Source organism: Chitinophaga ginsengisoli, from assembly GCF_003014595.1.
GTDB lineage: Bacteria > Bacteroidota > Bacteroidia > Chitinophagales > Chitinophagaceae > Chitinophaga > Chitinophaga ginsengisoli.
Map to the genome: position 1 here is coordinate 1 of NZ_PYGK01000018.1, position 14233 is coordinate 14233.

At 50.0% G+C, this 14233-nt stretch carries 10 protein-coding genes; 5 read left to right on the forward strand and 5 right to left on the reverse strand.

Features of this window, described 5'->3' with window-relative positions:
- Positions 1–173: 173 nt before the first annotated feature.
- The 3 genes from CLV42_RS28785 to CLV42_RS28795 all read right to left on the reverse strand — a co-directional run bounded on the left by CLV42_RS28785 (position 174) and on the right by CLV42_RS28795 (position 4687).
- A complete protein-coding gene (locus CLV42_RS28785) occupies positions 174–2717 on the reverse strand; it encodes a polynucleotide kinase-phosphatase (RefSeq protein WP_106605406.1) in 2544 nt (847 codons plus the stop codon).
- A 101-nt stretch (positions 2718–2818) separates the two neighbouring features.
- A complete protein-coding gene (locus tag CLV42_RS28790) occupies positions 2819–4189 on the reverse strand; it encodes a 3' terminal RNA ribose 2'-O-methyltransferase Hen1 (RefSeq protein ID WP_106605407.1) in 1371 nt (456 codons plus the stop codon).
- A gap of 138 nt (positions 4190–4327) precedes the next feature.
- Complete coding sequence (locus CLV42_RS28795) at positions 4328–4687, reverse strand: hypothetical protein (protein ID WP_106605408.1); 360 nt, start codon at positions 4685–4687, stop codon at positions 4328–4330.
- Between the two features lie 118 nt (positions 4688–4805).
- Between CLV42_RS28795 and CLV42_RS28800 the strand changes: the two genes are divergently transcribed.
- From CLV42_RS28800 to CLV42_RS28810, 3 genes are all read left to right on the forward strand, one after another.
- Positions 4806–5621 carry a helix-turn-helix domain-containing protein gene (locus tag CLV42_RS28800; RefSeq protein ID WP_106605409.1) on the forward strand — a complete coding sequence of 272 codons (816 nt, stop codon included), beginning with the start codon at positions 4806–4808 and terminating at the stop codon, positions 5619–5621.
- Positions 5622–5692: 71 nt separating this feature from the next.
- Positions 5693–6331: an NAD(P)-dependent oxidoreductase gene (locus CLV42_RS28805; protein ID WP_106605410.1), complete on the forward strand. Its 639-nt coding sequence runs from the start codon at positions 5693–5695 to the stop codon at positions 6329–6331.
- 79 nt (positions 6332–6410) lie between these two features.
- Entirely contained in the window at positions 6411–7346 is a 936-nt protein-coding gene (locus CLV42_RS28810; protein ID WP_106605411.1) for an NADP-dependent oxidoreductase, read from the forward strand.
- Between the two features lie 75 nt (positions 7347–7421).
- Here the strand turns inward: CLV42_RS28810 and pepE are convergent, their stop codons facing one another.
- Together pepE and CLV42_RS28820 are read right to left on the reverse strand one after the other, a co-directional pair.
- The gene (gene pepE / locus CLV42_RS28815) at positions 7422–8123 is read right to left on the reverse strand and encodes a dipeptidase PepE (protein WP_106605540.1); all 702 of its coding nucleotides are present in this window, start codon (positions 8121–8123) and stop codon (positions 7422–7424) included.
- Positions 8124–8207: 84 nt separating this feature from the next.
- Positions 8208–9419 (reverse strand): BamA/TamA family outer membrane protein, encoded by a 1212-nt coding sequence (locus CLV42_RS28820; protein ID WP_106605412.1) that lies wholly within the window; start codon positions 9417–9419, stop codon positions 8208–8210.
- Between the two features lie 184 nt (positions 9420–9603).
- Between CLV42_RS28820 and CLV42_RS28825 the strand changes: the two genes are divergently transcribed.
- Both CLV42_RS28825 and CLV42_RS28830 read left to right on the forward strand, forming a co-directional pair.
- Positions 9604–10464, forward strand: a complete 861-nt coding sequence (locus CLV42_RS28825; RefSeq protein ID WP_106605413.1) for a hypothetical protein — start codon at positions 9604–9606, stop codon at positions 10462–10464.
- A 398-nt stretch (positions 10465–10862) separates the two neighbouring features.
- Entirely contained in the window at positions 10863–14153 is a 3291-nt protein-coding gene (locus CLV42_RS28830) for a hypothetical protein (RefSeq protein ID WP_106605541.1), read from the forward strand.
- Positions 14154–14233: the final 80 nt, after the last annotated feature.

The window sequence follows — 14233 nt, forward strand, 5'->3', positions numbered from 1 at the left end:
TAAATTACTACTCGGCCCTCTTTCTGCAAAGAAAAGGGCCGATCTTTTTGAGATCAGCCCTAATTTCTTCGATCCTGACCTTTTTGGTCAGCCTCACCTTGTTTGTAGCCCGGGGTTTTCAACCCCGGGGCCCCGTATTCCCCGGGGGCCGTATTCCCGGGAACCCGTATCCCCTACAACCTTGGATCCACAGGCTCGCTCTCCAGCGCCAGCAACCCAAACACACATTGATGCACTTTCCTCAACGGCTCCTTCGCCACGAAATGCTCTATCGCCTGTACCCCAAGGGCAAACTCTTTCAGCGCCAATGCTCGTTTAGCCCCCAACCCTCTTTGCTTCAACCGCGTCAGATTACTCTCCAGCGTATATTCCGGCCCGTAGATGATCCGCAGATACTCCCTGCCCCTGATCTTAATAGCAGGTTGCAACAACCCGCGCTCGCCTCTTTCTATGAATGACAGGGACTTCACCACCATGCCTTCCCCTCCTTTTGCTGTCAGCACTGTATACCAGCCGATAGCCTCCGCCACACTCTCCGCATCTTCCAGGTTCACCACTTTCCAGCTGGTAGCTACCAGCGGATTCCCTTCTCCGCCGCAATACCGTCCCAGTTGCTCCATATGCCACACATGATCCTTATCGAAGTAAGTCTTCCCTTCTGTAGCCAGCAGGTGGAACGGCGCCAGTTTATAGTCATGCAGGGACTTCACCTCCCAGCAATATTGCCGGTAAGCGTCTGTAAACTGATGACACATCTCCGCACGTGCTTCATAATTCTTCAGCAGCGCAGCTATCGCCGGATTGTCAGCCCCAGTTGTCAATGCCGCAATCGTCTCCGTCATGGCATTGACAGCGGCGGCACCTGTCGCAGCATACTGCTGTTGCAGCAATGCCTGCGCTTTCGCATTCCAGGGCATCAGCTCACTATCCAGGCATACCCAGTCCGTCTCCATCTCCTCCCAGAAATTACGCGCGGTCAATGCCGCATGCACCATTCCCAGGAAAGCCTGTTCTGTCGGTTTATCACTGAAAAACACCCTGCCGGTACGCGTATAACAAGTCCCTATACTATCCTCCTCTATACCAAAACGGCGTTTTACCACCGTACTATCCTTACATACAATTACCACCGCCCTGGAACCCATATGCTTCTCTTCACAGATCACCTGTTTGATCCCATTCTTCTGGTAGTAGCTGAACGCCCCGGTAGGATGCTCCAGGTATTCAGGCAGGGTACTTGTCTCTGAAGGAGACATGGTCGGCGGCAGGTATATCAGCCACTTCGGATGAATACTGAACCGGCTCATAGATTCCAGCGCCGCAGCTGTATGCTCTTCCCGGATAGTCACCAGGTTAAGCAAACGTGTCGGGATCAGTTGCTTACCGGTCAGATCTTCTATGTCCAGCACATCATCATGATCATGCTGCAGGCTATTACCCTCCCCTGGTATCCGCAAAGGCCGGGTAGGTTCCACATAAGTGGCCAGTGCCGGGACGCTGTATAGCTCTCTTTCCGGGTAACGCAGTGCCGTCAGCTTACCGCCAAATACACACCCTGTATCTATATCGATCGTATTATTAAACCACTGTGGCTCATATACCGGCGTATGCCCATACACCACCATCGCCTTGCCCCGGTAATTGGCGGCCCAGTTATACCGTACAGGCAGCCCGAATTCATCCGTCTCTCCCGTCGTCTCGCCGTACAAACAGAATTCACGTACACCTCCGGAAGCCCTTCCCTGCATCTCTTCCTTCAATCCGGCATGCGCCACTACCAGCTTACCGTTATCCAGCACATAGTGACTGATCAACCCATCCAGGAAAAGCCGCAATTGCTCCCTGAAAGCCGCATCTTCTCCTTCCAGTTGGGCGACTGACTTTTCCAGCCCATGTACCAATTGCACATTCTTTCCCTGCAGGAACTTCAGCAACTTCATATCATGATTGCCCGGCACACACAGGGCTCCACCATCATTCACTGCATTCATCACCAGCTTGTATACCGCTGGTGTCGCCGGACCTCTATCCGCCAGATCCCCCAGGAATACCAGCTTCCTGCCATCATTCACCTGTACTTGATAAGCGGCTGCATCTACAGTATGCCCCAATAAGGTCAGCAGCTTACACAGCTCTTCATAGCAACCATGTACATCGCCAATAATGTCGAATGGCCCTTCTTCACTATGCCTGTTATTCCACAATGGCTCCCTTTCTATCGCAGTAACAGCAGCTACATGCTGCGGGTCACGCAACTCAAATATTTTCCTGAAACCTTCTTCCCGCAGCTTACTGATATTCCTTCTCAAAAGACTGACGTGAGATGTCACCATATGCGGTGCCAGGTTCCTGTCCGTTCTTTGCTGATTCCTCTCCAGGCAAACCTTCTCAGGCATATTCAGCACAATGGCAGTGGGCAGCACATGATACTCTCTGGCCAGCGCCACCAGCTTCTTCCTGTCCTCCGGACGTACATTCGTAGCATCCACTACCGTCAGCAATCCCCGCTTCAGTCGCTTGCCAACCATATAATGCAACAGGTCGAAAGCATCGTCAGATGCATCCAGGTTATTCTCGTCATTACTCACCATCTCCCGGCACGCATCACTGCTTACCACTTCCGCTTTATTAAACCATCGCCTGGCAAAAGTACTCTTGCCAGATCCGCTCGCGCCTACCATCACTACAAGTGACAGCTCAGGCATCTGTATCTTCATAAAATTCATTTAATATTATCTGATAAATAGCTGCACCACTAACATCCGTATAGGCATAGCGCAACATCCTCTTCCATTGGCATTACAACACAACGACCTCATTACCTTGTAAACACCGCCATTTGCGTAGGTGCACCTACTGCTCCTACTTCCTCTCCCAGCGGCTTTATAACATATGCATATCCATAAGCAGCACTCACTTTCTCACACCATTCCTGAAACTCCGCCCGCGTCCACTCAAAGCGGTGATCACTATGACGCATCTGCCTTGCATCTTCAGTAAAACTCACATTCCATTCCTTATTAGGCGTAGTCACCACTACCTTTCCTGGCATCGCATATCCAAATACACATTTCTCCAGCGCCTTCAACCTGTCAGGATCAAGATGTTCAATCACTTCCACCAGTGCGGCTGCTTCAAACCCCTCGATCCTCCGATCCCGGTAAGTAAGCGATCCTTGTATGAGCTTCAGTCTTTTCCGCTGATTATCCGGCAGGCGGTCGATCTTCAGCCTCCGGTAAGCTATTTCCAGTCGTTGAGAGGCTACATCCATTCCCGTTATATGTGTCAGCTGTTGATGAGGCACTAACAGCTTCAGCAATTTTCCCTCACCACACCCCAGGTCTATAACAGATTTCACCGGAGTACTGAGCAGCTCATCACAGACACTTTGTAACCGGGCCTCATGCAATCGGGGTGTAGGCTTCTCTGTAACACCATCTGTCGGCAGCAGCTCCTCCGGCATATCATCCTTCATCAACACTGCCAGCGCATCATTCGCCAGTGATGCCTGATGACGCAGGTAACGCCGTGTGATCAACTCCCGTTCAGGATGCGTTTCCAGCCATCCCTTTCCCTTCACCAGTAGCTTCTCTACTTCCTCCTTGTTTACCCAATAATGCTTGTCATTATCCAGCACCGGGATCAGTATAAAAAGATGTGATAGTAAAGTCTTCAGTGTAATAGTCTGCTGCAGTGTAACCGTAAAATATCGGCTGTTGCCCCATTCGGGAAATTGCTTATCCAGCGGATGCTGTGTAGCGCTAACCATGTATCCCAGGGGATCAAACATCCTGTACAACATCGTCTCCCCCCCACTTACCGGCAGCACGGACAGCTTCACCTCCAGAGGCAAAGGCACATCCACCAGCTCAGGCTTGTCTTTACACTTGCCGTTTATCGCCGAACTAAATGCCTTCACAATAGCAGTACTCATCAGGGAAGATGCCACATAGGGCCTGTCATTCACATACTGTTCCAGCGCAAACTGGTTACCATTGCCCCGCACCAATCCCACCGGATCCACATCCAGCAGTAGCGCGCAGGTACACTCATTTTCATTGGCAACAGGATAAAAAATATGTGCCTTCCCCTTTCCAAATTCAACCTCCTGCACCTTCGCCGGATGCTTATGCAATAAATATCCCAGGTCCGTAGCAGGCGTATGTCTCGTCGTAATAGTCAGTAACATTCGTTATAAAAAATTGATTGGTCAAAGGTCTACACAACATGCGAACTCTTTTTGCGCAGGTATAAAAAAACTGAAAATAATTTTGGGACTATTGATACCAGGACCCCGTAGGGGTCACCTTGTTTGTAGCCCGGGGTTTCAAACCCGTGCCGCTACCAACCAATACACCACCGCCACCACCAATCCCACTAACAACGCATACAACCATCCCCACCCATGCACCGCATCTTCCTCCCCTGGCACCAACGTTTCATGATGATGATCATCTTCCTCATGATGACCGTAAAACATATCCACTTCCCAATACACCTCCCTCAGATCCCCTTCGGACAATACCTTCTCTTCTTCAATATAATACCTCATCCCCACCAGCTGGTGCTCTTCGCGTTGTTCTATCAACTGCTCCAATCCCGCCAGTAACTGTTCCCCTTCTTCGGCTGTTAGCTGGTCCCCTTCCAGGAACCTTATCAGCAATGTTTTTAAGACCTGTAATTCCATCCGGCCAAATTATAAACATATCCCCGTAAACAAAAACTATCGCCATGATAAGTTCACCCGCTTTGTCCCTTGCAGATCTGGCAATACATCTTAACTTTAACGGGAAAACTCAAAGGGTATGCAATTCAGACAAATACCCCCGCCGGAATACCTGAAAGATTACATCAGGTTTTTCTGGGTAATGGAAAGCAATGATACTGACATCTCCGCGGCCTCCTTCAGGACCGTTGCTGACGGCTGCCCGGGACTCATTTTCCAGCACCCCGACAAAGGCATTTTATTCCAGAACGATAAACAACTGCCCGGCACCATCCTCTACGGACAAGCCACCCGGCATGCAGAACTGCGGATAAACGGCAGATTCAATACAATCGGCATTTTCTTCTACCCGCATGCATTGAAATCTATCTTCGGACTAAACGCCGACGAACTCACCGACACCTGTATTGATCTCGACGGGATGGCCGATAAACAGGGCTTTCGTCTTTCCGAACAATTATCCAACCTGTCTACCAGCCAGGCGCAGATAGACACCCTCTGCACTTACCTGCTGGCGCAGATCAACAGCAACACACAGTTCACCGATAAGGCAATGCAACACGTCCTGGATCGTATCAAACAGGCAAACGGCAATATCTCTGTCAAAGAATTAAGAGAAGAATTACAGTTATCAGAAAGAAGTTTTGAACGCCGGTTCAAACAACACATCGGTATCACACCAAAACTATTCACCCGCATCTCCCGCTTTCAGGCATCTATGCATCTACTCAGGCAAAGCGACTATAACAAACTGTCTGATATCGCCTTTGAAAATGAATATGCAGACCAATCCCACTTCATCAGGGCCTTTAAAGAATTTGCAGGCTTCTCTCCTTTCCAGTTTCAGAAAAGATCTAAAGAGCTCATAGAAAACTTATCTATTCTCACCAAATAGTCCCCTGACGGTTTCGTTCTATTTTTCGTTATGCAGACATTATAGCTTTGGATGAACAAAAACAAACTATAATGAAACTCATCATCTTTGGCGCTACAGGCGCAACCGGCAAATGCATCGTAGAACAGGCCCTCGAACAGGGACATCTTGTTACCGCTTTCGTGCGCGATCCCTCAAAACTAGGTATCATGCATTCCAATCTCTCTATCGCAAAAGGCGATATCATGAACCCTTCTTCCATTATCCCCGCTATGCAGGGACAAGATGCGGTGCTTTGCGCCATCGGTGCTCCTGCCAATAAAACCGGCAGGATCAGGTCTGAAGGCACCAGAAATATCATCCAGGCCATGAAAACAACCGGTGTGAAACGCCTCATCTGCCAGACCTCCCTGGGTTATGGCGACAGTAAGAAAATCCTCGATCAGACGCCCTTCATCTTCAAACACATCATCGTGCCGTTTGTGTTAAAGAAGGCTTTCGCAGACCATGCCCTGCAGGAAGAATACATCAAACAAAGCCAGCTGGACTGGATCATTGCACGTCCCGCCAATCTTACAGATGAGGCCTACACAGGTGTCTACAAACAGGGGTTTCCGGTAACAGAGAAAAAGTTGAAAATGAAAATCTCAAGAGCAGACGTTGCCGACTTCATGCTCAAACAATTGGCCACAGATACGTATCTCCGGAAAACACCCGGCTTGTCTTATTAAAGCAGCACCTTACGCCAGTGCCTGCCTTATCCATGGCATAGTTTTAGACCCTCTTCATATACCCGATAAAACGCAGGATATGAAAGCAATTGAAATCCATTCTTTCGGTGGTCCCGAAGTACTGCAACTGGAAGAGATCCCCATTCCACAGATAGCTGCGGATGAAGCCCTTGTCAGGGTCTATGCAAGTGGTGTGAATCCGGTAGATTACAAATTAAGAGAAGGCGCATCAAAACGTCCCCTTCCCTTTATTCCGGGATGGGATCTTTCGGGCGTCATTGAAGAAACCGGTGCAAACGTCCGCAACTTCAAAAAGGGCGATGCCGTCTACACAAGACCAGATGTAAAGCGCGATGGCACCTATGCAGAATATGTCGCTGTAAAGGCGAATGAGCTGGCCTATAAACCGTCTTCTGTGGATCATGTAACTGCTGCTGCCATTCCCCTCGCAGGCCTGACCGCATGGCAATGCCTGTTTGAATACGGACACCTGAGGGCGGGTCAGAAAGTATTGATACACGGCGGTTCTGGCGGAGTAGGTACGTTTGCCATACAGTTTGCCAAATGGAAAGGCGCTTATGTAATAACTACCGCATCCCAGAGTAATCATAACTTCCTGAAGGAATTAGGCGCAGATGAAGTGATAGATTATCATACCCCCGGCTATGAGGATACGATTTCCAGCGTTAATCTCGTACTCGATACGATTGGTGGCGATACCCAAAAACGCTCCCTTAAATTTATAATGCCCGGAGGCACGCTGGTAACGACCCTCAAACCGGAAGACAATGAGCCTTTTGAAGAAAAAGGTATTCGGCTGACAGGCATGTATACGCAAACCAGACCGGAAGACCTGACCGCCATTGCCAAACTGGTAGACGAAGGAAAAGTAAGGCCGGTCATAGCGAAAGTATTGCCACTGGCACAGGCAGCTACGGCACAGGAAATGATCGAGGGCCACCACGTTCGCGGAAAGATCGTATTAAAAGTGCACGATGAAGATAAAGAAGAATAACCATTACCAGAGAGGCTGCATCACTCGTATGATGCGGCCTTTATAATAGAACACAAGGAATATCCACCCTCACATTCAAAATATAATCTCCTCGCCAATCTCCAGTTCATACGCCGCTTTCCCTCTTTGGAATATCCTCGCCGACACACTTCCTTCCAGCGTGATCTTCGCTTCCTTCACCCTGATCCAACTGCCTTCGCGTAATCCTACCACTGTTAAGTCCTGTTGCTCCTGGAATTCCCTTATCCTCGTTTCCCGCGTTTCTCCCATATGCGGCAGATCCGGAATAGGATCCAGATAATGCGGATTCAGGTTAAAAGGTACCAGTCCCATAGTCTGGAAACTGGGCGGATAAACAATCGGCATATCATTCGTTGTCTGCATATTCACCCCGCCGATATTACTGCCGGCGCTGGTGCCCAGGTAAGGTTTTCCTTTCTCTACTTCCCAGCGCAGCACATCCATCAATTCCTGTTCATGCAGTTGTTTCACCAGTAAGAATGTATTCCCTCCTCCTGTAAAAAATCCGACGCCATTCCTGATGGCCTCCGCAGGATCATCAAACGTATGTAATCCCCGCACTTTCAGTCCGGCGGTCGCAAATACGGCGCTTACCTTTTCCGTATATTCATCATGTGAGATGCCTCCCGGACGGGCATATGGAATGAAGATCACTTCAGGAACGCCGGCAAAAAGCTCGCTGATCACCGGCAGCAGATACGATAGGTAGGTTTCCCCGTGTAATGTGGATGTACTGGCTAAAACAACATTCTTCATAATCTGCAATATAAAAAGATAACCGGTAACCATCGGCTACCGGTTATACTTTTTCTTCGTGTTATTTATGCACGCTGAACGGCGTTAGAACGCCTCTCCAAGATTTATATTAAACGTACTGCCGTACTTACTGATGCCATAATCAAACGCAATGTTAGTGCCCGACTTCTTATTGAATTTCACTCTCAACCCCGTACCCACAGCAGGATGCAATCCTGTAAACCTGTAATTATCCGGCCTTGTTACCGTATTCGCATTCGCAAATACAACAAACCCAAGCAACCCGTTCTTCGTTATATCCCTCCTGTATTCTGCCTCCAGGTCTATCAGCCCTTTTCCCCTGAAACGGTTCTGATCCATGCCCCTGCCGCTGCGCGTATTCGGGTCCCATCCAATGCTCGGCAGGTCCAGGTAAGGTGTCTTGCCGCTCAGCGTTGTCCAATAAAATCCCCAGAAAGCCAGTACATTCTGCTGCCTTTCATCACCGAAGTGAATGTATTTCCTGTAATCCACGTACAGAGACTCCCAGTTGTCATTACTCCCCAGGAACGTAGGATTGATCCTGAAAGCCGCATTAAAATAATGCCCTTCCTGCGGATTGATGGAGTTCTGCCTGGAATCTTTCAGGAGGTTGAGAGAGATCCCTGAAGATACCGTCTGTCCCTTATCTGTTCCATACTTATAACTCACGAACTTCGACAGCGCCAGACTATCATTGTCCCGGATGCCGATATTGGAATGCCAGTCCATATGATATCCCACCCCCACCAGCCATTGCGGTCTTACCTTACGGTAAAAGGTCTCGTAAAACCGGAAGTAATTATTCCCCAGCAGCTGCTTCTGTTCCTCGGGTACGCCGTCGCCCATTCCCCAGGTATACTGCGGATTGATGATAAAGCGCATATCCCCCACCATGTTGTACATATTACCCTCCAGCCATATATTGGACCGCAGCGCAGAGGAAAAGCGTCCCCTGAAGGAAAAAGACGGGGTAAACGATACGTTCGACAGGTTCGTTGTCCTTCGTGGCCCCATATAAAAGGCCGCATTCGTAGAAGTGATCAATGCTACACCACCTCCCGGTATAGACGATGGCGCCGGCAGCAATGAATAATAGATCCTCCGCCTGCCCACTTTCTTCGGTGGTTTCGGTTTGTAATGGATGGCCCCCTTTAACAGGTCTATTACGTCCCTGCGCGGTACAGTATCCTCATCCGGGTCATCGTCCCTGCGTTGCGCTATCAGACAGCAGGGAAGGGCTAAAAACAATAATATGATCAGGGTAATTTTATTCATCAGCGTCAATAGCCTGGTTCTAACACGACTACTTAGTATAGTCTAATATTATGCCAGCAAACCCGCCGACTGTGTTGGCACGGCTGCCTTAAACCGGCATCACCACATTTATACGCACAAACTATACACATCTCCTCATAAACCCGATCTTTTGCGTATCTTAATACCTTCATAATCAATCACAATGAGTAAACAAACCGGTATCATCCTGTTAAGTGGCAAATGGAAAGACAGAGTAGGCTATTACAGGAGAAATAAAAAAGGAAAGAAGGAATGGTGGTGGCGCCGGGCTCCAGAAAATGTACAGCGGACTGCTGCTACAAAAAGAGCAGCCACCGACTTTGGCACTGCCAGCAAATGCAGTCGCATGGTTCGCCATGCCCTGCGCCCATGGTTGCAATACTATGGTTACCACTTTGATCACAACCGGCTTAACAAAGCTTTTATCAACGTCATAAAAGCAGATAAAGATCATAACACCGGCTTCAAAGTTCCGACGCATCACCACATGCAATCCCTCTGCGGATTTAACTTCAACAGCAGCAAAATAATACACGAATACTTAACCGGCGCTCCGATTATTACCAGTGATCAGGACAACACGACGGCCATTCTGCTGCCCGGTATTCATCTCCGCAATACTACAACCAACAAGGGCGTTACACATGTTACCGTAAAAGCGATTGCATTGCCATTCGATTACAGACAAAACACTGTTACCCCTCTTGTCAGTGAAACTATTACTATCAAACGCAGCGACATACATCAGGCTATCACATTAACGCTGCCTGCCAGCAAAGAACAAACACTCATCCTCCTCGAAATACAATGTGGCTATGAAATAAACAACAGCATAGAAATCTCTGCGGATAAACAAACTGCGGCGATCGACATCATTGCCGTACTGCCTGCAGTAAAACCTGAAAAGATCGGCAAAATATACAGGAATAGAACACCTCAGTTATACATCGTTCCTACCTGCTGCCAACCAGTAAGCAACCATCAACGCAGACAAATTACTTCGCTATATCCGCTGAAGGAATAACAACACCACCATCTCACAAATGAATAAATAGCGACTCTTTTATCTGACGGATTAACGCCGCTTAAATCCTCATGTCCACCAACAAACATTTTGACGTTTTCACATCGTTTTCGAACATACAACACGCCGGCGAATCCCAAACACCAACATCAATACACTGAAAAACCAGACTATTTCCCCAATAATTATTTTTTAGCACTATACACAAGAGGGGATGATGATACTTTTCTGTAAGTCCACCTCAGATCCACTATAGCTTCACTGTTACTTCGGGGTAAAGCCGTCTGTGTTCCCCGCCAGCTACCTTATAGGGAAGGATTATACCAGTGGGATTGCATGTACAAGTCCCCGGCATTATCTTTGCCTTACACTACCCATAATGCTAATCCATGCCAGCCATGTCAAAGAAACACCTGCTGTTTATTACACTACTACTTTTATCAGTAACATACACCGCCTTCGCACAACAATCACCTGCCGCCATCCCGATTCAATTCACTTTAAAACAAGCCGCCTACGTTACCCTTGTTGTTGAAAACAGTGAGGGAACAAGGGTCCGAAACCTGGTTTCCGAAACCTGGTTCCCTGCCGGTAAGAACACCGTACAATGGGACGGCCTTGATGATCTGGGAAGGGATGCTGATGCGGCAAGACATGGCGTGTATAACGTTCCGGGTAAGATGGTCACGCCGGGGCAATATAAGGTCCGCGGACTGGTAAGAGGCGCCATCAATGCGCACTACGAGCTAGCCACTTATTCAACGGGGACGCCTCCCTGGAGAACAGAAGATCATACCGGCGCCTGGCTGGCCAACCATACACCACCACAAGCAGCTTTATTCGTCCCTGCCACCGCTTCCCCTACCGGACAAGCCGCCATACTCTTAGGTTGTTACATCACCGAAGGCCCCGATGGCATGGCCTGGGTAGACATGAACGGCCGCAAACGGGGAGGTCGTACCTGGGTAGGCGGCGTCTGGACAGCAGCCCCTTTCATGGCCATGGACAACGGTCCTAAAGCCATTCCCGGCACGGATCTCTACGTAGCATCCGCCTGGGAAACCAACAAACAATCCGGCATCGCAGAACTCCGGCTCAACGCTTTAAGCGCCAATAAAAAGAACGACTACGACGTTAAACAGGTCCTCAAATATTCCCTGGGCGCCATCGCATTGGACGATGTACCCGATGCTATCTCCGGCATGGCAGTCAACAACGGTATTCTCCTGATCAGCCTCCGTAATAAGAACCGCATTTTAATGATCGATGTGAACCGGGGCAAAGTGACCGACAGCATACAGATCTCCGCGCCTGCCGGTATGTACTACGACGCAGCAGGGCGTTTGTTATTGCTTTCAGGGGATGATTTGTTGCGTTACACAGGGCCCATCCAAAGCACCAGGCCCGAGAAATTAATTGACAATGGCCTGGAAGCCCCCTACGCACTCACACTTGATAAAACAGGTAACATCTACGTCAGTGATCGTGGCAAAAGCCACACCGTCAAGATATTCTCGCCTTCCGGCAAATACCTCCGGCAGATCGGTACGCCCGGCGCTCCTGCTGCCGGCCCTTATAATCCGCAGCACATGAACAATCCTGCAGGCATCACTATCGACGCCCAGCAACAGCTATGGGTAACAGAAGCCGATTACCTGCCGAAAAGAGTCAGCGTATGGTCGCTGGATGGTAAACTGCTGCACGCCTATTATGGCCCTCCGAAATACGGTGGCGGCGGTACCCTCGATCCGCAGGACAAGTCCCGCTTCTACTACTCCGAAGAAACCCATGGCGCCATGGAATTCTCCCTGAACTGGCAGACAGGTACTTCCACCCTGAAGCAGGTCTACTATCGTCCCGACGCTGACGACCTGCCACTGGCATCCCGTAATGCAGCACCGGAAACACCACTCTATTACAACGGACAACAATACTTCACCAACTGCTACAATAACAATCCTACCAGCGGCGCCGCTACTGCCTTCCTCTTCATCAGAAGGGAGGGTATAGTATACCCGGTAGCCGCTATGGGACAAGCATCGCAATGGGATCTCCTGAAAGGAGACGCCTTCAGATCCTCCTGGCCCCAGGGTGTCAACCTCAATGCCTCCGGAGGTTCCAGCCAGGCCTTCTTCATGTGGCAGGACCAGAACGGTGATGGCCACGTACAACCCGGCGAAGTAAAGTACCAGCAAGGTACCACAGGTGGTGTGACCATCATGCCCGACCTCTCTTTCTGCATCGCGAGGATCAACGACAAAGCTCTCCGCTTCGCCGTTACCGGCACTACCAAACAGGGCGTGCCCCTCTACGATATCACCAAAGGAAAAATACTCGCAGAAGGAGTACAATCGCCTGCTTCTTCCGGCGGCGATCAGCTGCTCGAAGGCCCCGATGGCTGGAGCGTACTCACGCTGGGCACGAAACCATTCTCTCCGCTCTCCGTCAGCGGCACAAAGAACGGTACACCCGTATGGAGTTATCCCAACCTCTGGCCCGGATTGCATGCCTCTCACAATGCACCTGTCGCCGACCTCGCCGGACAACTCACCGGTACCACCCGCCTGCTGGGTGGTTTCTTCAGTGTGAAAGGCAGCGACATAGGCCCTTTATGGGCTGTCAATGGCAATCACGGTAACGTCTATATCTTTACTGCGGATGGTCTGTTCGTTGCCTCCCTCTTCCAGAATATGAGAAGTGGCCGGATCTGGCGCATGCCCTCTGCACAAAGGAACATGCCGCTGGACAGCATCACCCTGGGTGAAGAAAACTTCTGGCCCAGCATCACTGCCACACAAGACGGTAAGGTGTACCTCGTAGACGGCGCGCGCAGTGCCATCGTAAGACTGGACGGCATGGACAACATCAGCCGACTGCCTGACATGACCATCAACGTCAATCAATCTTCTCTCAACAGAAGTCTTTCCGCGATAGCAGCTACACAGGCCGCCCGTCAACTGGCTACTGGTCCGAAAACACTGCAGGTCAACATCCTTTCTCAAAAGCCTGTCATAGACGGTAAACTGGACGACTGGTCATCCGCCGCCTGGGCCGATATCGATAAGAGAGGCGTAAAAGGATACTTCAATTCCAGCGCACAACCATATGATGTTAGCGGCGCCCTCATGGTTTCCGGTGGAAGATTATACGCCGCCTTCCGTACCGGCAATCCTCACCTGGCAGACAACTCCGGCGAAATGCCGCAGGCGCCTTTCAAAACCGGTGGCGCACTTGACATCATGATCGGCAGCGCCAACACCAAAGCGGATCCCGATCGTCGCGTACCTGTAGCCGGCGACTGCCGCCTGCTTATCAGCGTTATCAACGGTAAACCACAGGCACTGCTCTACCGCGCCGTAGTACCGGGTACCCACACAGAAGATAAAGTACCGTTCTCCTCTCCCTCCCGGACCATCACCTTCGACAGGGTCGACAACATCACCGGGCAGCTTCAATTTGCCACCTCCGAGGGCAATTACGAGCTTTCTGTCCCGCTGTCGGCATTGGGCATCCAACCTACCGACGGACTTAAAATAAAGGGCGATATAGGCATTTTACGGGGTGATAAGGGCGAGACCACCTCCCGCCTCTATTGGAGCAACAAGGCTACGGGCATCACTGCCGATGTCCCTTCCGAAGCCATGTTATCTCCGGATCTCTGGGGTACATTCCAGTTCCAGCGGAAGTAAGGATGATTACATCCCCTGCCAGGCTATATCATCTTCGGATTTCCGGGATACCTTCCGGTTCCGTAAAAAGTAAGGATGAT

Excerpts from the sequence above, each read along its gene's own strand:
- CLV42_RS28785 (WP_106605406.1), bottom strand. The coding sequence starts at position 2,717 with ATGAAGATACAGATGCCTGAGCTGTCACTTGTAGTGATGGTAGGCGCG.
- CLV42_RS28790 (WP_106605407.1), bottom strand. The coding sequence starts at position 4,189 with ATGTTACTGACTATTACGACGAGACATACGCCTGCTACGGACCTGGGA.
- CLV42_RS28795 (WP_106605408.1), bottom strand. The coding sequence starts at position 4,687 with ATGGAATTACAGGTCTTAAAAACATTGCTGATAAGGTTCCTGGAAGGG.
- CLV42_RS28800 (WP_106605409.1), top strand. The coding sequence starts at position 4,806 with ATGCAATTCAGACAAATACCCCCGCCGGAATACCTGAAAGATTACATC.
- CLV42_RS28805 (WP_106605410.1), top strand. The coding sequence starts at position 5,693 with ATGAAACTCATCATCTTTGGCGCTACAGGCGCAACCGGCAAATGCATC.
- CLV42_RS28810 (WP_106605411.1), top strand. The coding sequence starts at position 6,411 with ATGAAAGCAATTGAAATCCATTCTTTCGGTGGTCCCGAAGTACTGCAA.
- pepE (WP_106605540.1), bottom strand. The coding sequence starts at position 8,123 with ATGAAGAATGTTGTTTTAGCCAGTACATCCACATTACACGGGGAAACC.
- CLV42_RS28820 (WP_106605412.1), bottom strand. The coding sequence starts at position 9,419 with ATGAATAAAATTACCCTGATCATATTATTGTTTTTAGCCCTTCCCTGC.
- CLV42_RS28825 (WP_106605413.1), top strand. The coding sequence starts at position 9,604 with ATGAGTAAACAAACCGGTATCATCCTGTTAAGTGGCAAATGGAAAGAC.
- CLV42_RS28830 (WP_106605541.1), top strand. The coding sequence starts at position 10,863 with ATGTCAAAGAAACACCTGCTGTTTATTACACTACTACTTTTATCAGTA.